The organism is Phocaeicola intestinalis (assembly GCF_014837065.1).
In the GTDB taxonomy this organism is placed as follows: Bacteria; Bacteroidota; Bacteroidia; order Bacteroidales; family Bacteroidaceae; genus Phocaeicola; species Phocaeicola intestinalis.
The window spans coordinates 1-16,232 of sequence record NZ_JACSPP010000052.1; the positions used below are offsets into that span (position 1 = coordinate 1).

At 39.4% G+C, this 16,232-nt stretch carries 18 protein-coding genes; 10 read left to right on the forward strand and 8 right to left on the reverse strand.

What is annotated here, in order from left to right; all coding sequences use genetic code 11:
* Positions 1-70 precede the first annotated feature (70 nt).
* The 3 genes from H9625_RS13585 to H9625_RS13595 are packed head-to-tail and all read right to left on the reverse strand — an operon-like array spanning position 71 to position 1,659.
* Positions 71-637, reverse strand: coding sequence for a type IIL restriction-modification enzyme MmeI (locus H9625_RS13585; protein WP_191764839.1), 567 nt, complete (start codon positions 635-637; stop codon positions 71-73).
* A gap of 11 nt (positions 638-648) precedes the next feature.
* Positions 649-897, reverse strand: a complete 249-nt coding sequence (locus tag H9625_RS13590; protein WP_191764841.1) for a plasmid partition protein ParG — start codon at positions 895-897, stop codon at positions 649-651.
* A gap of 3 nt (positions 898-900) precedes the next feature.
* Complete coding sequence (locus tag H9625_RS13595) at positions 901-1,659, reverse strand: ParA family protein (protein ID WP_191764843.1); 759 nt, start codon at positions 1,657-1,659, stop codon at positions 901-903.
* 240 nt (positions 1,660-1,899) lie between these two features.
* On the opposite strand from H9625_RS13595, the gene H9625_RS13600 reads away from it, so the two are divergent.
* Positions 1,900-2,769, forward strand: a complete 870-nt coding sequence (locus tag H9625_RS13600) for a hypothetical protein (RefSeq protein ID WP_191764845.1) — start codon at positions 1,900-1,902, stop codon at positions 2,767-2,769.
* Here the strand turns inward: H9625_RS13600 and H9625_RS13605 are convergent.
* Positions 2,720-3,607, reverse strand: a complete 888-nt coding sequence (locus H9625_RS13605; RefSeq protein WP_191764847.1) for a nucleotidyl transferase AbiEii/AbiGii toxin family protein — start codon at positions 3,605-3,607, stop codon at positions 2,720-2,722. The two genes, H9625_RS13600 and H9625_RS13605, sit on opposite strands and share 50 nt — an antisense overlap.
* A gap of 341 nt (positions 3,608-3,948) precedes the next feature.
* Here H9625_RS13605 and H9625_RS13610 point away from each other — a divergent pair, with 341 nt between their 5' ends.
* Genes H9625_RS13610 through H9625_RS13625 form a run of 4 tightly spaced genes read left to right on the forward strand, consistent with a single transcriptional unit; the run spans position 3,949 to position 5,793 of the window.
* Positions 3,949-4,149, forward strand: a complete 201-nt coding sequence (locus H9625_RS13610) for a hypothetical protein (protein ID WP_191764849.1) — start codon at positions 3,949-3,951, stop codon at positions 4,147-4,149.
* Positions 4,150-4,186: 37 nt separating this feature from the next.
* Positions 4,187-4,825, forward strand: coding sequence for a recombinase family protein (locus H9625_RS13615; RefSeq protein ID WP_191764851.1), 639 nt, complete (start codon positions 4,187-4,189; stop codon positions 4,823-4,825).
* A gap of 17 nt (positions 4,826-4,842) precedes the next feature.
* Positions 4,843-5,382 (forward strand): hypothetical protein, encoded by a 540-nt coding sequence (locus H9625_RS17780; RefSeq protein WP_225226439.1) that lies wholly within the window; start codon positions 4,843-4,845, stop codon positions 5,380-5,382.
* 12 nt (positions 5,383-5,394) lie between these two features.
* Positions 5,395-5,793, forward strand: a complete 399-nt coding sequence (locus H9625_RS13625) for an exo-poly-alpha-D-galacturonosidase (protein ID WP_191764853.1) — start codon at positions 5,395-5,397, stop codon at positions 5,791-5,793.
* A gap of 127 nt (positions 5,794-5,920) precedes the next feature.
* Here H9625_RS13625 and H9625_RS13630 read toward each other — a convergent pair whose 3' ends face one another.
* Positions 5,921-6,274: a hypothetical protein gene (locus tag H9625_RS13630; protein WP_191764855.1), complete on the reverse strand. Its 354-nt coding sequence runs from the start codon at positions 6,272-6,274 to the stop codon at positions 5,921-5,923.
* 763 nt (positions 6,275-7,037) lie between these two features.
* On the opposite strand from H9625_RS13630, the gene H9625_RS13635 reads away from it, so the two are divergent.
* Together H9625_RS13635 and H9625_RS13640 are read left to right on the forward strand one after the other, a co-directional pair.
* A complete protein-coding gene (locus H9625_RS13635; RefSeq protein WP_191764857.1) occupies positions 7,038-7,595 on the forward strand; it encodes a phosphoribosyltransferase in 558 nt (185 codons plus the stop codon).
* A gap of 6 nt (positions 7,596-7,601) precedes the next feature.
* Entirely contained in the window at positions 7,602-8,210 is a 609-nt protein-coding gene (locus tag H9625_RS13640; protein ID WP_191764859.1) for a JAB domain-containing protein, read from the forward strand.
* A 417-nt stretch (positions 8,211-8,627) separates the two neighbouring features.
* Here the strand turns inward: H9625_RS13640 and H9625_RS13645 are convergent, their stop codons facing one another.
* Together H9625_RS13645 and H9625_RS13650 are read right to left on the reverse strand one after the other, a co-directional pair.
* Complete coding sequence (locus H9625_RS13645) at positions 8,628-8,837, reverse strand: winged helix-turn-helix domain-containing protein (protein ID WP_191764862.1); 210 nt, start codon at positions 8,835-8,837, stop codon at positions 8,628-8,630.
* Between the two features lie 495 nt (positions 8,838-9,332).
* Positions 9,333-9,683 (reverse strand): hypothetical protein, encoded by a 351-nt coding sequence (locus H9625_RS13650; protein WP_117795709.1) that lies wholly within the window; start codon positions 9,681-9,683, stop codon positions 9,333-9,335.
* Between the two features lie 290 nt (positions 9,684-9,973).
* On the opposite strand from H9625_RS13650, the gene H9625_RS13655 reads away from it, so the two are divergent.
* Positions 9,974-10,660 carry a SprT-like domain-containing protein gene (locus H9625_RS13655; protein WP_191764864.1) on the forward strand — a complete coding sequence of 229 codons (687 nt, stop codon included), beginning with the start codon at positions 9,974-9,976 and terminating at the stop codon, positions 10,658-10,660.
* A gap of 282 nt (positions 10,661-10,942) precedes the next feature.
* Here H9625_RS13655 and H9625_RS13660 read toward each other — a convergent pair whose 3' ends face one another.
* Positions 10,943-12,133, reverse strand: a complete 1,191-nt coding sequence (locus H9625_RS13660; protein ID WP_191764865.1) for a replication initiation protein — start codon at positions 12,131-12,133, stop codon at positions 10,943-10,945.
* Positions 12,134-13,404: 1,271 nt separating this feature from the next.
* Here H9625_RS13660 and H9625_RS13665 point away from each other — a divergent pair.
* Both H9625_RS13665 and H9625_RS13670 read left to right on the forward strand, forming a co-directional pair.
* Positions 13,405-14,016, forward strand: a complete 612-nt coding sequence (locus H9625_RS13665) for a BfmA/BtgA family mobilization protein (RefSeq protein WP_191764867.1) — start codon at positions 13,405-13,407, stop codon at positions 14,014-14,016.
* A 6-nt stretch (positions 14,017-14,022) separates the two neighbouring features.
* Positions 14,023-16,230, forward strand: coding sequence for a DUF5712 family protein (locus H9625_RS13670; protein ID WP_191764870.1), 2,208 nt, complete (start codon positions 14,023-14,025; stop codon positions 16,228-16,230).
* Positions 16,231-16,232: the final 2 nt, after the last annotated feature.

Genomic DNA, 16,232 nt, shown 5'->3' on the forward strand with positions numbered 1-16,232 from the left:
TGGCAAAATCCTGAGCAACTTTTTGTTGCTCAGGTACTTAAAAAGTTATATTTGTAATAGTGTTGCGGAATTAAGGACAAAAAAGAAGTCGGGTTATAAAGATATTCAGATCATGTAAATCATTATCACTGTTAAACTCGTTATACGCACGAAGTTCATCATGTAGCTTTGCAAGTTTTTCTGCTGCTTTTATATCAGCAGGGCTTTCTTCTACATAATGTACACGTTCTACATCCATTAACGGATAAAAAAAAGCAAAGTCACAATAAAGTCTATCTACTTTATTTTCGTATGTATCCTTTTCTCTAAGGTCGTATGCAAGTATTGTTTTACCATCACTTACAGCTATAATTTTAGGTAAGGCTTTTAGTACCTGGTTATCTGCTTTTAAACTTTCAAGTTCTTCAGATAAATGCAGCGTAGTTGTACTTTTAAAGCAGAATAAACCTTTAATAAGAAGTCCTTCAAAGGTTTTCAATATACCTTTGCCTTCTTTATAGCGGGCAATATCACGCTCCCCTTTTCCAAAAGAGTATAGTATGTGGTAGCCTATTTCTTCTGCTGGTACGTGATTGTCTTTTATTATTCTTAATCGCTCTTCTATTTCTTTGTATCCTAATTGTTGTTTCTTTGCCATGATTTTTAATTTTATTCGTTTCTATCCAAATACTCTAATGCTGCTTCTTGAATGACATCCTTTAGAGTTACACCTTTGCGTATCGCCAGCGTTTTCAGGCGTGCATGAATACTCTGGTTTATCACAAAGTTACAGTGTACAGCCTTCTCCTTTTGGGGTTGTTCTGGCTCCTGTTTGTTTGTTGTCGGTTGTATCAGGCTGTCGAGTCCGCTGCTCATCCCGTGTGCCATACTGCTTTTCAAATCTTTTTTATTTGCCATAGTTTAGTTCATTTTTTCCGTTAGTAATTCATTGCATACATTCTCATAGTCTTCTGCTCCGGCTGACTTGGGTGCATAGTGAAATATGTCCTGTCCCTGTGTTGGTGCTTCGGCAAGTGCGATGGCGTTGCGTATGTGTGTGCTGAAGACTTTTCCCTGAAAGGTTTCCTGTACCAGTTCCGATACGCTCTTGTTAAGGTTCTTTCTGCCGTCATACTGTGTTATCAATACTCCGGCAATCTTCAGATCTGAGTTAAGACGCTGCTGTACCTTGCTTACAACTTGCATCAGTTTGGCCATACCTCGCATGGCGAGATATTGCGCCTGTACCGGGATGATAAGCTGATCCGATGCGGTCAGCGCATTTAAGGTCAGCAATGACAATGACGGTGGGCAGTCTATCAGGATATAGTCGTACTTTTCCTTGCTCTCTTTGATAAGATGTGCAAGGATAAGCTCACGCCCTGCCTCATTGATAAGTTCTGTTTCAACCGCCGACAAGTCCAGACACGAGGGCACGATACTCATACCGTCCTTGTGCTGGTATATCGGCAACGGATATTCACCTTTCATCGCGCCGTAAATAGTCTGTGGCAGTTCCGCAGACAAACCTAATGATTCAGTAAGGTTTGCCTGTCCGTCAAGGTCGATTAACAGCACCTTATAACCTTTCTGCTGCAAGGCTCCACCCAGGTTGATGGTGGTCGTGGTCTTGCCCACACCGCCCTTGTGATTCAGAATACATAAAACCTTTGCTTTCATAAATATGTGTATATTAGTTTCTTATTATGTCTTTTCTGCAAATATAATGATAAATACTAAAAGTAGTATATACTAATGTACTAAAATTAGTAATATATTATGTATTTTTTTGTAGGGTGAGATATTTTCAATCTTTCTAATCACCTTCTAATGTTTTTATTGTTTTAATAATATATAAATAACTGTAATAATAGACTGTTTTCCCAATAAAATTTATACTTTTGCATATAGATTTCATATATGAAATCTAATAGTAAAAAGTTGGCAAAAAAGAATGAACATATTGTGAAAAGTATGATTTCTGATTTTAATTATAATGTAATTAATCAGAAAGAGATAATCGAGTTACTATATTCGGTTAGGAAAGTGTATGGTTTTACAAATTACCGACTTGTGGATTTTATCGAATACATTGAGGATATATGTAATGTTGAAGAAGTCAGTTCTGTTAACGAACGTATGTCTGTTATTCCGTTATATGCAAAACCGAAAGCTGATATTTATGACTTAGCGGCTGCGTCATCGAGATCATCATATTTTAGTTTCTATACTGCCATTACAATACATGGCCTGACTCTTCAGTTGCCTAAGCATATATATATGACTAACGAGCGTAACAGTTATATAAAGTATGATAATACGTTGAAACAGGAGGCAATAGATACAGCATTTAGTAAAAAACCGAGACAAACCACAAATATAAGGACTATCCAGAACTATAAACTTCACCTGATAAATGGTCAGTCAAATAACAGGCTTGGTGTAGTTCCATTTCGTAACTGTTATTTTGTTACAGATGTTGAGAGAACTATTCTCGATTCTGTAGCAAGACCTTTTTACTCAGGTGGTGTAACTCAGGTTCTTGAAGCAATTATTAATGCAAAAAACGTAATTGATGTTGATAAGCTGGTCTATTATTATAATCAAATGCATTATATATATCCTTATCATCAGGCCTTAGGCTTCTATTTAGAAAAAGCAGGATATGAAAAACAAGCACTTGTTCCTTTTCTTAAAATGAAACAAGTGCATAAATTCTATCTTACTTATAATATGAGATTTACTGAATTTGATCCTCGCTGGAATCTTTTTTATCCTCGTGGATTCTAAAAGGTTCTATAAGATTCTTGACGAAATCAAAATAATAGTCATAATCTTTTGTCTCTTCATCATGGCTGATGGTTTGTCGTACAACTTCCCAGTCTTCTCTGTTTTGTTCTCTGAGTATTTCAAAGTTATCCAAAAAGGCAAGGGGGACACGCTTTGCGGCAAATATATTCTTGAATAATTCTTCTGTTAAGTTTAGATTCTTAAAATGCTGGCATATCATCCATATATCATAGAGATCTCTTGCTCTTTTTTTCTGTCTTGCGCTGCTTACAATCTCTTTGTATTTAGGCATAGTTTGACATAGAGCTCTTACTTTCTCGATTAAAATCATTTCTGGAGTATAGACTCTTAAAATAAGCCCGTCTATATCTTTCTTTATCGCCTTATCTACGTATTCGTATGAGCTTATATCGACTGTATATTTGACTTCCTGTGTAGATTCATTTATTTTGATAGCATTTCTTCTTATAGCTTCTATATCATCTCCAAACTTCTCAAACTTTTCACGTTCAATGAGTTTGAACTCTAAATTATAACCTCTCCATTCTGGAATGGAACCTGTTTTTGGTTTCTTTATAAACTTTACATCGTAAGCTACTAAACCTATTTCAGCAAACTCTTCATTCAGGTATTCGCCAAATACTCTTGACAGTCTTTCAAAATCTTTATCTTTAAACTCGTTTTCCATAGAGAAGTCAATATCTATTGATCCTCTATTGGTTATATCGTATGCCAACTGCAAGGCATTTCCTCCTTTCAACACCAGCCCTTGCATAAGCAAGTCATCTTTCATCATTGCCTGGAGTGTGCATCTTTTTATTTCGTTTATATCTACCATATTTCTATTTTTATAAATCTCTATGCTAAGTTAATGATTAATTTTGATATTGTTTGCTTTCCATTTTCTTAATTTTTTCTTGTTTAATGTTTTGTATATTGCATTTGTTTATGTTATGATTATATGTTTGTACTGAAATAAATCTATTTTTATGTTTCAGTACACTTTTCTTTTGTATTGATTTTAATCTTTGATTTTTTTTATTATATTTGCATGTGAAAACAGATGATATTACTTGACTGGGTGACTATAAAACTAAATAAACATTCTCATGTTTGATTTTAGCTTAATAAGATGTTTTCTTGAATTTTGATTTTGTTACACTTTCAAATTTATGAATTATGGCAGTAGATATGACAGATGAAACAACTGCTCAGTATAGGCAGCGAATTAGTAAAATGAGTATAGAAGATATTCAAAAGGCCATTGATTATTTGGATCAACCTGGTTATAACTGTGAGGGTCTTGTTACAGCAGACGAAGTTATTGTTCCAAGAACAAAGATCCTTCATGAGGTTCTACGCGAAAAGCAACAAGATTAAATTTATCGGATAGTTAATGATTTAATAAACCGTTTTTATGAATGTGGTTATCTACTCTCGTGTCAGTTCTCAGTCTGCCAGACAGTCAACAGACAGACAGGTTGCAGACCTTCAGAAACTCGCTACTGATAGAGGTTACACGGTTTGTGCGGTTTTTGAAGAGAAGATAAGCGGATGCAAGGCTATTGATGAACGCCCCGTTCTGCTTGGGTGCCTTGATTTCTGCACCGATGCGCAGAACCATGTAGATATGCTGCTCGTTACAGAAGTCTCACGTCTTGGCCGTTCTACCCTTGAAATGCTGAAGGCTCTCGATATGCTGCATAAGCATAAGGTCAGTGTCTATATTCAAAACCTGAATATAGAGACACTTCTTCCGGACAAGACGGTTAACCCTTTGTCCTCATTGATTACTACTTTGCTGGGTGAACTGGCTGCGATGGAGCGTCAGGGCATACTTGACCGCCTGAACAGTGGCCGTGCCCTGTACATCCAAAAGGGTGGTCGCCTGGGCAGGAATCCCGGCAGCTTCAAGAGCCGTGAACAGAAAAAAGAAGAATATAAAGAAGCTATCTCTCTCCTGAAGAAAGGCTACTCCATACGCAATGTGGCGAAACTGACCGGCAGGGCTGTTTCTACCATACAGACGATAAAAAAAGAATTTATAAACGACTAATCTAAATCTTATATTATATGAAACAGGGTGATACCGTATTCGTTTCTGCCACAGCCACAGGCTTGGGCAAAGATAAAAAGGCTGTTATCGATAAAATAGAGAATGTGATGGGTACTACTTTTGTCACCGTTACATATACCCATCCTGATGCTGTCTCAGGTCTTGGCGGCTGTTTTGTTGCCTCCCATATCATAGAGACGGACAGCAGAGAGAAAAGCCTTATCCGGCTGGCTCTGGAAGACAGATGGGATGCAGTTACCGGCAACGATGATATTGCAAAGGTTCTTACAGCCCTTTATGACTGGCAGGTAGATGAACTGATGGCGTTCATTGACGGACTGGTCGAACTGAAGCCTAATAAGTTTGACATAACTTATTATGATGGCGTGTGGTCTGTCAACTATATCTTCTATCACAAAAAAGGTGAAAACCTGAAGATTGTACTGTTCCGCCTGTTGCAGGAGTGTCTGGCTGAAGGTAAGGTTCTGCCTGAACATCTTACAGGTCAGAATCCTAAATACCTTGACTTTTTCTCTTCTGATTATGGCTTTAATTAAACCTTATATATTATGAAACCTACTGATTACATTGATTGGGATAACCTGAAGAATATCCCGTTCTTCCTCTGCCAGGTGGTCGAGGATGAAGAGAACCAGGACATAGATATATATTACCTGGGCGAACGTGTTTTTCATGATTACGACCATGTAGGACACTATCTGCGCTCGGCCATTGTGCTGTTCCGTAAAATCAAAAACCGCACAGCCGACTGGGTGAATCTCGATAATCTCTGGACGCTCCGTAACTGCATCCGTGAAAACTACAATCACGGTATAGGAGTGGACGCACTTATCTATGGTGATGACTTCGATGGCAAGAATCCGGACACACTCACCCCTCTTACCAAAAAACGCTTAGACCTTATCGTCAAGCGGATAAAAGAACTTGATAAATACGCTACTGTCTGACATATAACATGCAGATGCACGAAGCCCCCGGCTGTCACCCTGCCGGAGGCTTTTTTTATTCCTTCTGTTTACTCACTTCCTTTATAAATTCCTTTGCAGGCTTGAATATTTATTTTCATTTCAGGTACTAATAACAATCTATCATGACTTCTTCTTCATAAGATGAACTTACTGTAATATTTGCATAATTTGACATGAACTCTTCTATATCTGCATCTCTCCACATATTTGTATATCGAAGTCTTAAACATATATCAGCTATTTCTTTAAGTTCATCATGTTTTTTTTCAAATGTTATAGTACAATGTAAATGGTATTGATTTTCATATATTTCCCATCCTTCACTATTTACATGCTTCCAATGTTTTGCTATAGCTATAAAACTAAATTCTATCTTGTTAAATGCGAATCTTAATGTATCTTGCTCATAATACCAATTATATGAACCAGAATATGATTTTGGTATATTGATTTTATCCATTTTATTTTCTATTGATAATTGCTTACATTCCTTTTTGGTTTTAAAAATAGTTATTATTTATCATACATAATTTTTATTGTGACTCATATTTTTCCTTTTCTCTTTATTTTATATTCCCTTCCCATTTTTTTTGTTTTTATCTTTTCTCTTTTTATATTTACGAAAACTTGTATTGCCAAACGTGGTGGTGGTGTTTCTTTTAGGATGTATCGTCATGATACATCCTTTTTTATTTTTTGAACTTTTATCTTCATATTGTATAATTCAAACTTTTGTCTTTCATTATTTTTCTTATTCAATATTAGACTGTTTTAGACTTCTGCTTTCTGTTATGATTTTTAATCTTTTATTTTCATCTGATTCCTGTTTTTATTAATGGTTGTTTTTCCAATACTAATTATAATCTCTTGATTTTCTGTTAGGGCGTTCCCCTTCAGGTCGGGCTTTCCGTTCCAAGTCCTCGCTTTGCTGTGGGCTTTACTCTGCAATCCCTAACGCATAACCCCTACCCTTCGGGCAGGGAGAGCGGTATTCTATTTTCCCTTAACTGATTGAAACATTGGCAAAGGTAGGCGGGAGTGAAAACAAGCCCGCAAAAAACGCCAAATCTCCACCTTACAGGTAGTATTTACCATTTTTTCAGGCTTGCTATTCACTCTTTCCGCTGGCAATAAAATCCAATGTTCTCAATCAGCAAAGGGAAAAAATTTGATTGGGGCGACAAGCGATGTTAGCGAGTAATAACCCTTAAAACATAGAGCGTATGGCAGCAATGAACGTAAACCCGAAGTACAAAAAGCAGTGGTCTAAGCTGATGTTTTCTTTTTTCGACTATCTGCCCATGAAGTACGAAGCAAATCCGAGAGAGTGGCAAATCCGCAGACTTATTTGGGACTTCAAGGACGGAAAACGCAGTCTGCAAGTAGCTGAAATCGTAGCACGGAAGATAAGGGAAACTTTCGGAAGCATGACTGAAAAAATAGTCTTCTGTTGTGTTCCGGCTTCAAGCAACGAAAAGAACGTGAAACGGTACAAAGACTTTTCCGATGAAGTCTGCCGACTGGCTGGCACTATAAACGCTTTTGACCATATCAGCGTAGAAGGTGAAAGGCTGGCAGTTCACGAGTACAACGGTACAAAAACCGTGAAAAACGCACAAGTCATCAATTTTGAGGAAGCATTCTTCAAGGGTACACAAGTCTTGATTTTTGACGATGTGATAACAAGAGGCTTTTCCTATGCCCGCTTTGCGTGCGCTTTGGAGGCTTTCGGAGCTTCTGTTTTGGGAGGATTTTTTTTAGGTAGAACACTTTTAAAATAAGCAGATATGAAGACACAATTTGAAGTTAACGAAGATTTCCGAGTGATGGAAAATGAAGAGCTGGTTTATATGCTGACAAAAAAGAATGATTTCAGCCAAAAGGCAGCGGAAGACCTTTTCGGCTATCCTAACACATCATCTTTTTCTGATGTCATTTCACAAATGACACCGGCAAAACGCAGGCTTGCGATGGCAGCGGTAGAACTTTATAAAAGACTGAGAGAAAACGCAGCAGAACCGCAAAAGATAATGTGCAGCCAAGATATTTATAAACTCATGTTTCCTTATTTGGGTGATATTGCGACAGAGGAATGTTGGGCGGTATTCCTGAACCAGGCATCACGAGTTATAAAAAGATTTCGTGTTTCGTGTGGCGGATATTCAGCCACACAAGTGGATATAAGGGTAATTCTTCGCGAAGCACTTCTGAGCCGAGCCGTTAACATCATTCTTTGCCACAACCACCCAAGCGGCAACAAGCAGCCGAGCAGAGATGACGACCGACTGACACAGGCAGTTGCGACAGGTGCAAAGATGATGAATTTACGGTTTCTTGACCATGTTATAATAGCTGGTAACGATTATTACAGCTTTGCCGACGAAGGCAAAATATAGTATTTATTTCGGGGGATGAAACATTTCCCCCGATAACTTCTGTTTTCATATCGACACAATAATAAAAAGGTGTTCTTTTTGGCAGGTACCCCAAAAAGAACCAAAAAACGCTTTTTAAAGCGGTAAGGCAAAGCCTTGTTTTTGCTTTTGCGTACACGCAGTGGGCGGCACTCCCACCCACCCATTTAAAGCGGTAGGGCGATTTCCAGTGTACACCAGCGGACAAGCCGCAGGCAAACACCGGAAAGGAACGAAACGGAGAGGAAACCCGCTTGAAGGCAGCCGCAAGCGGCAACCTGAGCGAATTTCTCCACTCCGCTGTTTTTCGTTCCGCTCGCCCTGTTGCTTTATCCCGTGCCGCCTACAATTAGTATATACTAAAAGTAGTAAATACTAATTGTAGTAATTTTGATGTAACTAATTGCTCTTTAAAGAAATATTGTTCCCTTCCATTACAAATAAGTGCTTATAATTATATGCTCTTATTTGTATTTGAGAGGCTTTTATTGGTGATTTATCCTTTTTCTCATACAACTTGTTTTGGTTAAGTTGTTCAGCTATCTCCTTTGTCGTCATAGGTGATTTTTTCTCCTTTAAAATCTCAATCATTGCTTCATGTAGTGTCATAATTCTGATTTTCTGTAAATATATAATTCTTTTCTGTTTCTTTGAAATTTTTTTATTTTGTTATTTTGGGCGTTCCACTAAAGGGTCGGGCTTTCCGTTCCAAGTCCTCGCATGGCTGTGGGCTTTCCCCTGCAATCCCTAACGCGGTTCTTCCCCACCCACCCCATCTAAGGTATGTTTCGTTTTGTGCTGAAATCCTTGCGGCCACAAGTGGCTGCGTGATTACGGCACAAAGGAAACATCCGGGCTGCACCTGCTCCATGTACCAAAGGTATATTATACAGATGCAGCCCTAATCGCTCACCCATTTTATCCCAACACGGCACAGGTCGGCTGCGCTGACTTATGCCATGTTGGGACGGGGACAGATGTGTAAATCTGTCCTGACTTATTTGTACTAAATTACTAAAAATAGTAAATACTAAATTACTAATAATAGTATCAGTTTATAATCAGATATTTAGAATAATATATCTTTATTATTCTTGCTTTATCCTATTCTTCTGCTGGGTGCTTGTGTGCGTTTTTCCTGAAGATGATTTGCAGACGCTTGCCTATTTCTTCATCATGGTTCTCAATATTCTTTGCTCCCTTTTTATTCATCGTCACATATTTGCCGTCCGGTGATATTTCAACTTCTTTTATTGCTGCCATTATTTCAAGCATGTGCCTGATGATACACTCATAGACACGTGTACGTTCCTGGTCTGTTCTTATAGCCTCTGATTCGTATTCTATATCAAAGTTCTCGATGATATATGTGATAAGTTCCTCTACTGATACTGGGGTACCATAGCCAACAGTAAAGCCTATGGCTATATGAAAATCATTAAAATCAGGTATCATGTTTTCTCCTTTTTAAGTTTGACTTTTGCAATGTAGCAAATATCTTTCATAAGTCTTTCGTTAGGCTGGCTTTTTTTAATGCTGTACTACTTTTAGTATTTACTATAAATAGTATGATTGTAATGCGCACTACATTTTTACGTGTGCTTATTAAATCTTTATTATTTAATGGTTTACATTTCTCCACCTTTGACTTTATAACATACTAATTTTAGTATTTTAGTATATTTGTAATGCACATTACAAATAAAATTGCTATCTTTGTACCAGGTTATTAAATGTTTCAGGTTATGATTACGACTATCCAATTCAAGACACTTGATGATTTGTACAGGTTCTACAATCAGGCAATTTTCGGTGGTGAACTTTCCGACTGTATTGTCAACATGTCAAGACATGGTGGTGCATACGGCTTCTTTGCGGCGAACCGCTGGAGGGGTGAGAACGAAACCAAAAAGATCATTCATGAAATCAGCATTAACCCTGACTTCATGAACCGTGACGATATCGAATGGCACTCTACACTGGTACATGAAATGTGCCATCTCTGGCAGGAGGATTTCGGCAAACCGAGCCGTGGCGGTTATCATAACAGGCAATGGGCTGACAAGATGATACAGGTCGGACTGATGCCTACTGATACGGGCGAACCGGGTGGACAGCTGACCGGGCAGAGAGTGACGCATTATATCATTCCTGACGGCAAATTTGAACAGGTTTTCAAGACTCTCTCCAGCGAGGATCTTCAAAACCTCAGACTGAGATATAAGCCTACACTGGCCGCCATGTCCGGCAAGCCGTTCACGGTCGGCACTTCCGGCAATGATGATACGGATAATACTGAAACTGAAGGAGGAGAGGAGAGCCGGAGCGGTAAGCGCAAAAAATATACCTGCGGCTGCGGTTGCAATGTCTGGGGTAAGTCCGGTCTGGTACTGAAGTGCGGCATTTGCGGTACGGACTTCATCGAGCAATAACCGTGCAAGTGCATGAAGCCCCCGGCAAAACACCCCGCCGGAGGCGGTTTCCGTATCGTTTTCACTAATATACTATTATTAGTAAATACTAAAATTAGTGTATTAGTATAATTGTAATGCACATTACATAAAGCGCATTACAAAAAAAGTGGGGATGTCGGAAACCGTCAATTCACCCCACTTTTATGGGCATAACGTGCAATAGCCGTCAGCCCCCGGACTGTCAGGCACCACCCTGACAGCACTTCAAATATAACGGTTTCCCGTATAAATTCCAAATTTTCAGGCCATTTTATAATATCCGTTCTCGTCATGCAGCAGTTTCAGCTTTTCCACCATCTGGGCGAAAGTCATCTTTGACATCTTGGCCATTTCCTTTATCTTGTCTTCATCGTAATTGAATCGTTTCGGCTCTTTTTCCGGCATCGGAACGAAAGCCGGGTTGGGGATAGCCTGTGCGCTTGGTTCGCTGCTGAACAGGTCTTGCATGATACTTCGCATGTCCTGATTCTTGCCGCTTCTTTTTCTGGTTTGCTGACGCTTGCCCATGTCAGCTTCAGCCTGATTCTGTGACGCATCCTTTTCTTTCCGGGCATTGCTTACGGTTGCTGTCTTTTCTGACATGAAAAATACCAGGTGCGTATAGCTCCTGCCTGTCTTGACGGCACTGGCTGTCACGTTGATATCTGTATGCTGGGTGATTGCAGCCAATGTTCCCACGGGCTTTTGTGTCTTCTTGTCGATGACATAATCCCATTCAATGAGTTTTGCCGCTCTTTTTTCCGCTTTTGCGGCTCTCTGTTCGGCTTTTACCTTCTCGTTGATACGAATCCCTATCACATCCGATAAAAACCGCTCATTCGCGTTCTTGTTCTTCTGCGGGTCGTATGTGGGGCTGTCTGTCAGTTCCAGAGCGTTCTTCAGGTCTTCAATTGATACCTTCCATTGGTGCAGCTTGACATAGTTCTTGAAGTAAGGGTAGAACCAGTTCTGATAGTCACTCGACAGCTTCAGGTAGTATTTGGGCTGTATACAGGCATATTTGTTTAACTGCATCAGAAACTTGCGCACCTTAGGGTTGATGCAGATCTGGACATACTTCTCATCGACTGCAAGGTTGTAGGCGGTTATCCATGTATAGCCTTGCCATACCTGGGCACCGTTTTTCTTTCTTGTGGCAAACTGGAGCATGTTCTGACCAACCTCTACCAGCGTTTCGGCGAGGCGGTTGTACTTGTCGTTGTTGTTGTCAAGACCAAGGTATTTAAACAGGCTTTGCTTTTCAAAGCCTACGTCAGGCAGAATCTCTTCTTCGATGCTGCTTACACTCTGGCTGATGGCAAACAGCAGGCGGTAGCCCAGGGTTGACATCCTCCAGCGTATCTTTTCAAGCTGGTAGAGTTCCTGAGATACACGTACAACCTTGTTTTCGTTGTATTTCTCTATCTTCTGAAGAGAGTTCTGTTCACTCATAAAGCATTAGTTTTGATATGATTTTCGCAAATATACGATTATTTCCTACATTCCAAAAAAAATATAGGAAATTATTTTTCTCCTGCTTTTGAGAATACAGATCCGGAGTTCCCCGCTTTCTGATGTTTTATACCTCAAAAGGGTAGGAAATCATTGTACGCTTTTTTCTGCTATTCTTACGTGTAAAGATTTGTGTTACAGTCTTATGAGTGTTTATATAGGGCTGATTATCCATCTCTTATATAACCCTCAAAAAGGTAGGAAATCAACATTACTTTTCTTAGATGATACTGATTATCAGGCACCTGTAAAACATAATTTTACGATGTAAACGATGTTTTACCTGATTAATGTCTGTGTTTTTTATGCGTATTGGAGTGATTTAAAGGCAATTGTACTGATTTTCTTATTCTTCAATTCCTACCTTTTTGAGGGTTCTTCAGTCAGCAAGTCCTTTTAAGGACTTGCTGACATATGTCTTTTCTTCAATAAAGAGGCTCTTTTTCATGGATTTAAAAGTTAAAATTTGTATTTCCTATAAATTTATTATTTAGTAGGAAATTAAAAATTTTGAACCCTCAAAAAGGTAGGAAATCAACCCTCAAAAGGGTAGGAAATCAACCCTCAAAAGGGTAGGAAATCAACCCTCAAAAAGGTAGGAAATAGGCTTGTAATTATTTGAAATATAGGTAGTTGCAAGCCCGACAAATAATAAACAAATAAAAAACAACTAAAAAAACACCAAGCATACGGATTTTTTTATTTTACCACCATGCGGAGTGTGCATTTTTATAAATTTGAATTTGAAAAAATGAATAAATATACAGTTGTGATTTTTGTGCTTTTGGGTGGTGTTTCTTTGTTTTAGGAAGGCAATTTTTCTGCGTGTTAAAATATGTTTAAATCCATTTTTATGTATTAAATTTCTCTTCCTGATACACGTTAGTGTTCAGGATAAAAAGGCTGGTGTTTTCTTTCCGGCGGTGTACATTTCGGGTGTGCATTTTAGCATGGGTATTGGAGCGGAGTTTACGGAGCGGTCGAGGAATGACGAGCATAGCGAGGAAAGAGAAAACGAGGTTTACCGAAGTGAGCAAGCAGTCATTGGGCAAACCCCAATGTTTATTTAATTAAAATACTGATATTCAGTATTTTAATATTTTTATGTTATGCAATTTGCATACATTTTGTATATATTGCTTGCATAATTAATTGAAAATTAATATATTGTAGGCAAAAATATTGCATACAATAACCTATATACCTGTTTTATGAGCCAAGTTAATAAAGATACATCAGTCCGTGTAAAGGAGAGTACGAAATTTAGGCTTGATAAGTCTAAGGGTTCTAAATCGCATGATGCTTTTATCGCTGAAATGCTTGATTATTTTGATGCGACAGGTATCATGCCGCAGTCAAAAATAGCGTCTCCTGCTGTTACGGTAAAAGAACAGGCAAGCCGTGTGATTGAGGTTGTAAGAGGGGTGGAGAAAGCAACGAATACCAGACTTAAAAACATTGAACAGATGCTTCTCAGACTGGTTCCTGGACAAATGCCAGTGAATGAAAATACATCTTCTTCCATCAATCCGGATGAATTTATGCATCTTTCACAGGTGCAGGAATTGCTTGAAAAGGCTAAGGAGCAGGATAGGCTTATCGCAAATTATCGTGATGAAATAGACAAGCTCAGAACAGAGCTTGACAATACTTCCGGTCACTCCGATAATCATCCGGAGGTCAATGTACACAAACTGCTTGAAGTGGTTGAACGTATCGACTCCATGAAGAAGATACCAACTTTCAATGATACGGTTTATGAGATTGACCGTAATTCATTTGACTTGTGGATTAAGAGATTTAAAGACGAACTTAAACGATGACTTTCTATGTTTGCCAAAGTACACCCGGCTAAAGATGTACAGAGCGGTAATACGGGTAGCTGCCACGATCTTGTACACTATTTGCAGAAAGAAGGTGATACAGGTCTTTCCTTCTTCTCTCATACCGATAATGATGTCAGTCCCGAAAAGGTTATAACCGATATAGACGGCAATAGAAGCAAACTCGGATCTGACGAAGCGAAATTCTATATGCTTTCGCTCAATCCGTCACAGGCTGAACAGGTTCACCTGATCGGACGTGAGGTAAACAGCCTTGAAGAACTGACTCCTGAAGAGCGTCAGGCTGTCTATCGCAAGCTGGAGAAGTTTACACGGTCAGCAATGGATGAATATGCCCGTAACTTTCAGCGTGAAGCGGTCAAAGATGGGGGCGACCTGATGTATTATGCACGGATAGAAACAAAACGGACTTTCAGTTACTCGGATGAAGAAGTAAAAAAGGGGGTAGCTAAGATTGGTGATGTCAAGCCTGGTCTTAACCTGCATGTACACGTTATTGTTTCGCGTAAAAGCAAGGATGGCAAGGTTAAGCTGTCTCCGGCTGCAAAGTCTGCCGGTAATTCGTGGGAACTGGAGGGCAGAGGTACGGTAAAGCGTGGCTTTTCTCATGAGAACTGGAAGGTGAGTGTTCAGCAATGTTTTGACAGGGAGTTTCAGTATCAGGCCGTTCAGAGTGACTGTTTTGTGCGTCCGGCTGTTCCTGATACTATTTCTAACCCTGAATTAAGGTCTTTGCTCCAGCAGCAACAGTTCACGGCAGCCAACCAGATTGTGGCCGCCATGAAAGAACTGGGTTTCACACATCAGGTACGGCGTGGCGTACACACGTTTTCAAGACAAGGCGAGTCTTTTCAGGTTTCTCATAAAGAACTGAAAACATTTGAGTGTCCTTTGTCTGATGCACGGATTAGAGATATAGCGGACAGATTCGACCTTACACGTTACGAAGCCGATCCTTTACATTATCACGAAAATGGCTTGCAAGTCAAGAATATAGGTTTCGGTACTTATGTCAATGAAGGTCAGCAACAGAACAGGACGGTAAAACAGGTTTCATACCAGGTGATTTATGACGAACAGAATAAGGTTACCGTTTCCTTGGCTACCGTAAGACAGTTTGCCTATGACAACAAAATCAATCTTGTTAAGACAGAGCCGGAAGCGGAAAGTATTCTTAAAAAGTTGAAAAATAATGACTTGCGTAATTTGCTTTCTGATTATCGGTTTACTTCTGCAAATCAGATTGTGGTTGCCATGAAAGAACAGGGGTATGAGCATCGTGTCCGTAAGGGTGTCCATACTTTCTCCAATGACAGGCAAAAAGTCAGCATAAGGCATAAAGACCTGATGAAGTTTGCCAATCCTAAACTGGAGCCTGAGCGGATGACGGATATTATAAGCCGTTTCAATCTGTATAAATACAGGCTTGACGGTGTTTTCTATCACGAAAACGGACTGAAGGCTAAGAATATTTCATTCAAGACTTATAAAAAGGTTCCGATAGAAGAAGTCGGTGATGCAAAGGTTATAGCTATTTTGAATGATGATAATAACCTGAAGCCTGATAGGGCATCAGCTTCTTCCGCTCCTGAAGAGGCACAGAAGCCACGCTTTGTGAAGGTTCTCAAAGAGGTTTCCTATGATGTGCTGTTTGATGAACAGACAAAAACTTATCTGCCTGTATCTTCTATCCGTAAATTTGCCTTTGACAATGATATTGCCTTGATTGACCGTTTCAGACATGCCTATGCTGTTCCTAATCCTGATATGAGGGCGTTGCTGGAGAATCCTGAATATACCACCCTGAAACAGATAAACAGGGCTATGAGAGATAGAGGCTATACGGTTGAGACGGATGAATCCGGCAACTACAGTTATACGAAAGATGGCTGTACGTTTTCCATTGATCGGCGTGACCTGTTGGCGTTTACCGGATATGCCAGAGATAATAATCGACAGACAAGCAGGCATGACAGGCAGCAGTCCACGAGTGCGGAAAAGGCGGCTGGTATGTTGGGCGGTTCGGTTGGTCACAAGGTGATAAACGAAATTCTTGGTGATAATTTCCGTACTGAACGCATGATTGCCGGTAATGCCAAAAAGGTAGTGAGTGTTATAAAGAATCCGGCCAATCTTAAAATGATTCTGTTAAAGCAGATTGGCAGTTATCTGAATCCGTTTAAAGAGTTATAGCT

What these genes read in the sequence shown, in the direction of transcription:
- H9625_RS13585 (WP_191764839.1), bottom strand. Translation starts at nt 637, where the DNA reads ATGGCAAAGAAACAACAATTAGGATACAAAGAAATAGAAGAGCGATTA.
- H9625_RS13590 (WP_191764841.1), bottom strand. Translation starts at nt 897, where the DNA reads ATGGCAAATAAAAAAGATTTGAAAAGCAGTATGGCACACGGGATGAGC.
- H9625_RS13595 (WP_191764843.1), bottom strand. Translation starts at nt 1,659, where the DNA reads ATGAAAGCAAAGGTTTTATGTATTCTGAATCACAAGGGCGGTGTGGGC.
- H9625_RS13600 (WP_191764845.1), top strand. Translation starts at nt 1,900, where the DNA reads ATGAAATCTAATAGTAAAAAGTTGGCAAAAAAGAATGAACATATTGTG.
- H9625_RS13605 (WP_191764847.1), bottom strand. Translation starts at nt 3,607, where the DNA reads ATGGTAGATATAAACGAAATAAAAAGATGCACACTCCAGGCAATGATG.
- H9625_RS13610 (WP_191764849.1), top strand. Translation starts at nt 3,949, where the DNA reads ATGGCAGTAGATATGACAGATGAAACAACTGCTCAGTATAGGCAGCGA.
- H9625_RS13615 (WP_191764851.1), top strand. Translation starts at nt 4,187, where the DNA reads ATGAATGTGGTTATCTACTCTCGTGTCAGTTCTCAGTCTGCCAGACAG.
- H9625_RS17780 (WP_225226439.1), top strand. Translation starts at nt 4,843, where the DNA reads ATGAAACAGGGTGATACCGTATTCGTTTCTGCCACAGCCACAGGCTTG.
- H9625_RS13625 (WP_191764853.1), top strand. Translation starts at nt 5,395, where the DNA reads ATGAAACCTACTGATTACATTGATTGGGATAACCTGAAGAATATCCCG.
- H9625_RS13630 (WP_191764855.1), bottom strand. Translation starts at nt 6,274, where the DNA reads ATGGATAAAATCAATATACCAAAATCATATTCTGGTTCATATAATTGG.
- H9625_RS13635 (WP_191764857.1), top strand. Translation starts at nt 7,038, where the DNA reads ATGGCAGCAATGAACGTAAACCCGAAGTACAAAAAGCAGTGGTCTAAG.
- H9625_RS13640 (WP_191764859.1), top strand. Translation starts at nt 7,602, where the DNA reads ATGAAGACACAATTTGAAGTTAACGAAGATTTCCGAGTGATGGAAAAT.
- H9625_RS13645 (WP_191764862.1), bottom strand. Translation starts at nt 8,837, where the DNA reads ATGACACTACATGAAGCAATGATTGAGATTTTAAAGGAGAAAAAATCA.
- H9625_RS13650 (WP_117795709.1), bottom strand. Translation starts at nt 9,683, where the DNA reads ATGATACCTGATTTTAATGATTTTCATATAGCCATAGGCTTTACTGTT.
- H9625_RS13655 (WP_191764864.1), top strand. Translation starts at nt 9,974, where the DNA reads ATGATTACGACTATCCAATTCAAGACACTTGATGATTTGTACAGGTTC.
- H9625_RS13660 (WP_191764865.1), bottom strand. Translation starts at nt 12,133, where the DNA reads ATGAGTGAACAGAACTCTCTTCAGAAGATAGAGAAATACAACGAAAAC.
- H9625_RS13665 (WP_191764867.1), top strand. Translation starts at nt 13,405, where the DNA reads ATGAGCCAAGTTAATAAAGATACATCAGTCCGTGTAAAGGAGAGTACG.
- H9625_RS13670 (WP_191764870.1), top strand. Translation starts at nt 14,023, where the DNA reads ATGTTTGCCAAAGTACACCCGGCTAAAGATGTACAGAGCGGTAATACG.